The following is a 7168-nucleotide window of genomic DNA, read 5'->3' on the forward strand; positions in this document are numbered from 1 at the left end:
GTTATTAATTATGCATTCTTGTATAAAATTTATTTAAAATGGTGCTATAATCAAGACGAAAATTTTTAGAAAAAGGAGACAAAATGAATTTACGAAGCATTTTGGTAAAAGTTTCAGCAACGATTGCTACGGTTTTGGCAGTATCTATGACATGTTTTGTTGTATATACATCAAATATTTTAGAGCGCGAGATAAAAGATGGTGTGCTTACAACAGTAGAACAAAACGTCCAGCTTGCTATGAATACGGTTAAATTATTTGAAAAAGATAATGTAAGTAGTGCAGAGCTAATAATGAGTGTTTTTAAAGAGATGATTGGAAAAATTTCAACTAATCACCAGATGAGCAAGACTGACAAATACGAGGCGATAGATCTAATATCTCAAAATGGTATTTTAAACAACAACTACGATATTCTGGATAAATTTAATAAAGCTACAAAAGGTGGAATTTCAACCATTTTTGCAAAATCGGGTGATAATTTTTTAAGAGTTAGTACATCGGTGACAAAGGCTGATGGTAGTAGAGCTGTTGGTACGATGATTGACAAAAACGGTCAAGCCTATAAAAATATCATGAATAAAGAGAGGTATATAGGCGTTGTAAATTTATTTGGACGCAACTATATGAGTATTTATGATCCTATTATTGAAAATAATGAGGTAATAGGAATCTTATTTGTTGGTTATGATCCTACCGAAGGATTAAACAATATGAAAAAGACTTTTTCTGAGATGAAACTTGGTAAGCATGGATATTTTTCTCTTTACAATACTAAAACTGGTAAATTTGACTTTCATCCAACTAAGGCAAATCAAGAGCTAAGTAGCGAATTAAAAACTACTATGGATAATATTGTTAAAAAAGGAAAGGGTATTGAGCCTATTATAATTGATGGGGTTGACTGCATAGTTGCTTTTGAGTCATTTGATAAACTAGACTGGATGGTTTTAGGTTCAGCTGTTACTGATGATTTTTTAACACCATTAAAAGTAGTTAGTAAAAATTTCATCATAGCAAGCGTCATAGTTACCTTACTTTTGATAGCTGTTTCGATGTTCTTGCTTAAGAAGATGGTTGCAAATCCTATTGATAGACTAGGAACAAATTTAAATGCGATAACATCTGATTTTACAATTAAAATTCCTATTTATGGTAAAGACGAGATAGCTAAGATAAGTAAAGATATAAATGATTTTATTGAAAGAATAAGAATATTAATAAGTGATACAAAGCACCTTTCAAGTGAAAATAGTTCCGTTGCAAATGAGCTTAGTTCTACATCTCTTCAGACAGGCAAACGTGTAGAAAAATCAACTGAAATAGTAGAAGAGACAAATCAAAGATGTAAAGTAATGAAAGAAAATATGAAAGAATCTTTAGCAGTAGCTCAGGCCGGCAAAGACGATCTTCAAAAAGCAAGCACACATATAAAAACGGCAACTGAAGCTATAAGATCACTATCAGCGCAGATTATTGACTCTGCTAATGTAGAAAATCAAATGGCTGATAAGATCGATCAGCTTAGCCGTGATGCCGAGCAGGTAAAATCAGTCCTTGTTGTTATCAATGATATAGCTGATCAGACAAATTTACTTGCACTTAACGCAGCTATTGAGGCTGCAAGAGCAGGTGAGCATGGACGTGGCTTTGCCGTTGTTGCTGATGAAGTTAGACAGCTAGCTGAGAGGACTCAAAAGAGTTTAACTGAGATAAATGCAACTATCAATGTCATCGTCCAAGCGATCAATGATAGTAGCGAGCAAATGGGTATAAACTCTAAACAGATCCAAGAGTTAACTCACGTGGCAAGCGACGTTGAAAAAACTATAAATGTTATGAGTGAAACGATGAATAACGCTATAGCAATGTCTGATAAGACTATGCAAGACTACATCGCAACTGGCAAAAATGTAAATGAAATCATGGAAGGTATCTCAAATATCAACCAAATTTCATCTGAAAATGCTAGAAGTGTCGAAGAGATAGCTTCAGCAGCAGAACATCTAAACAAGATGACAGATGCATTAAATTCAAAACTTAGTGTCTTTAGGACTTGAAAGCTTACCTCTTAAGCTAATATTTTTAGGTCTAGCTCCCGCTAGACCTTTTTAAATTTATTGATAAAAATTTCTAGTATATAAAATCAAATTTTTATAGATAATGATATAGAAGCAGGGGGCTTTGTAAATTTGCAAAGCCAAATTTATTTTCTATTTTCGTCTAGGACTTTTTGCATACTCTCTCTAGTTGCCTCTAGCCAGTTTTCTTTTGAAGTATCGACTAAATCAAGGCAAAAGAGCTTGATATCTGCTTTTTTAAAGCTAAATTCTTTTACTTTCATAGCATCGCTTCCTACTATAACGATAGGTTGAACTTTTAAATTTAGCTTTTCAACTAATAGTTTTGCACCACCCTTAAAAGGCAAAAGCTTATTAGTTTGAGATCTAGTTCCTTCTGGAAATATCGCTAAAACGCGACCATTTTCAACTCTATCTTTTGCTTCGCTTAAAAGCTTTATTAGTGAATGTTTATTTTCACGCTCAACTGCTATCATTTTTGGTAAGCTTAAAATTTTACCAATTATAGGAATTTTACCGATCTGCGCCTTTGCGATCCAACATACATTTTTTGGGTGAAGTTCTTCGATGACGATGATATCAAGCATACTTTGGTGGTTTATGAGCAAGATATTTGCTTCATCACTAAAATCGCCTATCACTTCAAGTTTATATCCACCAAAAAACCTTTGCGATCTTCCCCAAAATTTTCTTATGGCTCTATTTTTGTCATTAAATAGCCACATAAAAAAGACGACTAGAACAACACTGATAACAAACTCAATAGCAAAAAATAAAGCTCTAATTTTTGACAAGATTATCCTTTTTTACCCAGCCAATCTTACCATCAGCAAATAAAATTTTTGAGTAGTCATCTTTCGTGTCTAAAATTTCAACATTTTCATTTTTGCGAGATGTATAAAAAACGGTTGAATTTTTAGTTGGAAGGATAGTGACGCTCACATCCGGCTTAAGTACTGCTTTGCCAAAAGGGTTGTAGGTGTAAATTCCAAGTGCGATAAAAACAGCCGCCACAAAAAAGTAGCTAAGCCTTCTGCGCCAAATAGCTAATAATATAAAAATTACCGCACAAGAGTAGATCGTGACATCTTTATAGGTGCTAAACTCACTTTGTTTTGGGTTTAGTCCGATCTGTGTGCTGACATCGTCATCTTCAACACTCACCGGCAAAGAAAAACTTTCAAATTTAGCCTTTTTTAGGTTGTAGTAGTTAAAGTCAAGCGATTTTTTGTTTGGCTTAAATACTGCAAAATAATATGCACTTTGTGAGTTAAAGTCGCCATTTATCGTATCTACACCTTGCTTTAATATCGTTTTATTTTCAATATTAAAAGCACTTAGATCGACATTGTTGCCATAAATTTCTACAACCATGATATTGTTTATATCATCAAATTTAGTCGTTTTAAATTTCTTAACTTCAAGATTATCAGCCACGATGTGGTTGTAGTTCTCATCACTTCTAAGCTCTTTTAGCTTTGGTAAAAAGATATTTATACTTGAGCTTTGATAGTTTTCGCCATTTCTTTTTAGATCTAAGCTAACTTTTAAAGTCTTTGCGTCAATGCTTGTTGCCTCAAGATAAAAAGTACCTACATATTTGTTGTCTTCGCTTTTTACCCATTGAAAATTTTTCTTATTTAGCCATTTGATATTTGTTTCATCAAGCTGTGTCTCAAACTCAAACTCAAAGTCATTTTGTGTATCAGCCACTATCTCAACACTAAAAATTTCTCCTATAACAACATTTTTTGGCACATTTGTGGCTTTTAAAAGAAGCTCTTTTACTTTGATCTTGTCATATACTTGATTGTCTGGAACGCTAATATCTGGCTCGTTTGTTGGCACGATGTTTCGCATCTGCTCTGGAGTGATACGTTCTGGCTGTGGTGATACAAATTTTCTTGAAAAATCTTGTTCTTTTGGCGGTTTTTGAGTTTTTGGATTTGAAGTAGGGCTATTTACAAATTTATCCTCCCTAGCTTCGTCCATCATGTCAAAAACGCTTACTTCGTCGGTATTTACAGCAAATAAATTTAGTACGAGTAGGGAGATAAAAAGAAAATGTTTTACCAAACTAGACCTTTTAACATCTTCATGCCATCATCTGTACCTAAAATTTTCTCACAAGCACGCTCTGGGTGAGGCATAAGACCAAAAATCTTTTTGCTCTCATCGCAAATTCCAGCTATATTGTCGACTGAACCATTAGGATTTATTTCGTTGCCTTTAGCATCACAGTATTTTAGTAGTACTTGATCGTTGTCATAAAGGCTTTTTAGAGTATTTTCATCAGTATAATAGTTGCCCTCGCCATGAGCGATAGGGATATTAACCACCTCATTTTTGGCTAAATTTGCTAAGAATTTATTGTTATTTGAGATTACCTTTAGGTGGTGGTATTTTGAGACGAAATTTAAATTTTCATTTCTTCTCATCGCACCTTTTAAGAGCCCAAGCTCAAGCAGCATCTGAAAACCATTGCAAATTCCTAAGATATAGCCGCCTTTTTTTGCATGCTCTTTTACAGCCTGCATCGCTGGGCTAAATTTAGCTATCGCAGCTGTTCTTAGATAATCTCCATAGCTAAAACCGCCTGGAAGCACGACCAGGTCAGCATCTATTTTATCTTCTTTGTGCCAAATGATCTGTGTTTGGCATCCAAGTAATTTAAATGCGTGAGCTGTGTCTTCTTCGCAGTTTGTGCCAGGAAAAAGTATTATCGCTACTTTCATAGCACGATCTCATAGTCTTCGATGACGGTATTTGCTAAAAGCTCTTCACACATCACTTTTAGCTGCTCTTTTGCTTTAGTTTTATCACTCTCGTCGATATCTAAAACGATTTGTTTGCCTATTCTGACATTTGATACACCGCTAAATCCGAGAGAATTTAAAGCATGCTCCACTGCTTTACCAGCAGGGTCAAGAACCCCGCTTCTTAATGCTATATTTACAACAGCTTTCATCTTTGTCCTTAAGAAAGAATTCTTCTTAAAACTTCTTCGTAAGCGACTTTTACGCTACCAAGGTCTTGTCTAAATCTATCTTTATCAAGTTTTTCATTAGTTTTAGCATCCCAGAATCTACAACTATCAGGGCTTATCTCATCAGCTAGAATGATACTGCCGTCTTTGTCGATACCAAATTCTATTTTAAAATCAACTAGCTTTAGATCTCTTTCGGCAAAAAATTTAAATAATATAGAGTTGATCTCTCTTGCTGTGTGTCTTAGAGTTTGAAGATCTTTTTCACTCTTTACTAATCCCATAATGATACAGTGCTCATCTGTTACTAATGGATCGTGCAAATCGTCGTTTTTGTAGTAAAACTCAACAAGTGTAAAAGGTAAAACCGTACCTTCTTTTATGCCAAGTCTTTTGCTTAGTGAGCCAGTTGCGATATTTCTCACAACAACTTCAAGAGGTATGATCTCGCATTTTTTGACTACTTGCTCAGTGTCGCTGATAGTCTCAACTAAATCAGTCACGATGCCTTTGCTCTCCAAAAGCTTAAAAAGCTGTGTTGAAATTTTATTATTTAATGCGCCTTTACCAGCTTCGTTGCCTCTTTTTTGAGCATCAAATGCTGTTAGATCGTCTTTAAATTCAGCCACAAGTAAATTTGCATCGTCTGTGGCATACATTTTTTTACCTTTTCCCTCGTAAATAAGCTCTCTTTTTTGCATGGAGATCTCCTTCTAATTTATTGTTTTATTTTTAAAATTTTGATCGTGTCAATTGCTGTTTTTAATTGAATATCTTCATCAACTTTTTTTTGCGTGATTATCTTTTTATCATCTTTTGCTTCAGTTTTATTGCCCTCGCTTGTAGGATTTATCTTGTTTAGCTCGCTTTTTAGATGTGCTTTTAGCTCACTTTCTTTGATGCTAAATGCACTATCGTCGCTTTGCGGTACTTTGCCAGGATGCACGACAACATCAGGTGTTACGCCAACTGCTTGGATAGTTCTGCCACTTGGTAAGTAGTATCTTGCGATGGTTAGTCTTAGTGCTTCGGTGTCGTCTATTGGAAGGATTACTTGAACGCTTCCTTTGCCAAAGGTGTTTTCGCCGATTATTACAGCACGTTTATGATCTTGAAGTGAGCCACTTACGATCTCGCTAGCACTAGCACTTCCACCATTTACTAGTGCAACAAGTGGTAGTTTTGAAAGAGTTTTACTCGCACTTGCTTTATACTCTACATTTTCAGATGCGTCACGACCTTTTTGAGAGACGATGACGCCGTTATCTACAAAAAGATCAACTAGATCGACAGCTTGATTTAAAAGTCCGCCAGGATTGTTTCTAAGATCAAGTATGATGCCACTTGCTTTTGGATACTCTTTAATTGCTTCTTTTACCTTTGTAACAACATTTTTGTCAAAATTTGTGACACGCACATAAAGAATGTTGTCATTTTCTATCATTTTTGCATAGACAGACTCAACCTTTATAAGATCTCTTATTATTTTTACGTCAAATGGTTTTTGTTCACCTTTTCGCAAAATTGTGATAGTTATTGGAGTTTTTGGTTTACCGCGCATTTTATTTACAGCTTCATCTATCGTTGTGCCGATAGTTGAGTTGCCATCTATTCTTAAGATAATGTCGCCTGATTTTATACCTGCTTTATCAGCTGGGGTATCTTCTATTGGTGAGATAACGGTTAGTGCGCTATCTTTCATGCCTACTGTTATGCCAAGGCCACCAAATTCTCCACTTGTTTGCACCTGCATATCTTTGTAGGCTTTTTCATTTAAAAAACTTGAGTGAGCGTCTAAATTTTGCATTAAACCAGCAATGGCTTTATCGATGATCTCTTTAAATTTAATGTCATCAACATAGTATTTTTCAACGGTTGAAATTGTTTTTGTAAGCTTTGAAAGTGCTTCAAGCTTCGCACTTGCTTCGTCTTCACTCTTTGCAAAAAGTGCATTTACTGCTACGCTTGAGATAAGATACTCTTTAATTGCTTCTTTTACCTTTGTAACAACATTTTTGTCAAAATTTGTGACACGCACATAAAGAATGTTGTCATTTTCTATCATTTTTGCATAGACAGACTCAACCTTTATAAGATCTCT

General features: G+C 34.9%; 6 protein-coding genes and 2 pseudogenes. 2 read left to right on the forward strand and 6 right to left on the reverse strand.

Annotation, left to right across the window (positions count from 1 at the left end):
• Positions 1-146: 146 nt before the first annotated feature.
• Positions 147-980, forward strand: a pseudogene (locus CVS92_RS09300) (Cache 3/Cache 2 fusion domain-containing protein); the annotation flags it as partial.
• 147 nt (positions 981-1127) lie between these two features.
• Positions 1128-2060: pseudogene (locus CVS92_RS09305) on the forward strand (methyl-accepting chemotaxis protein); the annotation flags it as partial.
• A gap of 146 nt (positions 2061-2206) precedes the next feature.
• Here the strand turns inward: CVS92_RS09305 and CVS92_RS08300 are convergent.
• The 6 genes from CVS92_RS08300 to CVS92_RS08325 are packed head-to-tail and all read right to left on the reverse strand — an operon-like array spanning position 2207 to position 7132.
• Positions 2207-2881, reverse strand: a complete 675-nt coding sequence (locus CVS92_RS08300; protein ID WP_234398726.1) for a lysophospholipid acyltransferase family protein — start codon at positions 2879-2881, stop codon at positions 2207-2209.
• Positions 2862-4157, reverse strand: a complete 1296-nt coding sequence (locus tag CVS92_RS08305) for an SH3 domain-containing protein (RefSeq protein ID WP_107789130.1) — start codon at positions 4155-4157, stop codon at positions 2862-2864. The genes CVS92_RS08300 and CVS92_RS08305 overlap by 20 nt, the downstream gene beginning before the upstream one ends.
• Positions 4151-4816 (reverse strand): phosphoribosylformylglycinamidine synthase I, encoded by a 666-nt coding sequence (gene purQ, locus CVS92_RS08310; RefSeq protein WP_107789131.1) that lies wholly within the window; start codon positions 4814-4816, stop codon positions 4151-4153. The genes CVS92_RS08305 and purQ overlap by 7 nt, the downstream gene beginning before the upstream one ends.
• Positions 4813-5049, reverse strand: a complete 237-nt coding sequence (gene purS / locus CVS92_RS08315; RefSeq protein ID WP_107789132.1) for a phosphoribosylformylglycinamidine synthase subunit PurS — start codon at positions 5047-5049, stop codon at positions 4813-4815. Before purS ends, purQ begins: the two co-directional genes overlap by 4 nt.
• Before the next feature lie 8 nt (positions 5050-5057).
• Positions 5058-5768, reverse strand: a complete 711-nt coding sequence (gene purC / locus CVS92_RS08320; protein ID WP_107789133.1) for a phosphoribosylaminoimidazolesuccinocarboxamide synthase — start codon at positions 5766-5768, stop codon at positions 5058-5060.
• 17 nt (positions 5769-5785) lie between these two features.
• Complete coding sequence (locus CVS92_RS08325) at positions 5786-7132, reverse strand: S41 family peptidase (RefSeq protein ID WP_413784240.1); 1347 nt, start codon at positions 7130-7132, stop codon at positions 5786-5788.
• Positions 7133-7168: the final 36 nt, after the last annotated feature.

It is taken from the genome of Campylobacter concisus, assembly GCF_003048555.1.
In the GTDB taxonomy this organism is placed as follows: domain Bacteria; phylum Campylobacterota; class Campylobacteria; order Campylobacterales; family Campylobacteraceae; genus Campylobacter_A; species Campylobacter_A concisus_AO.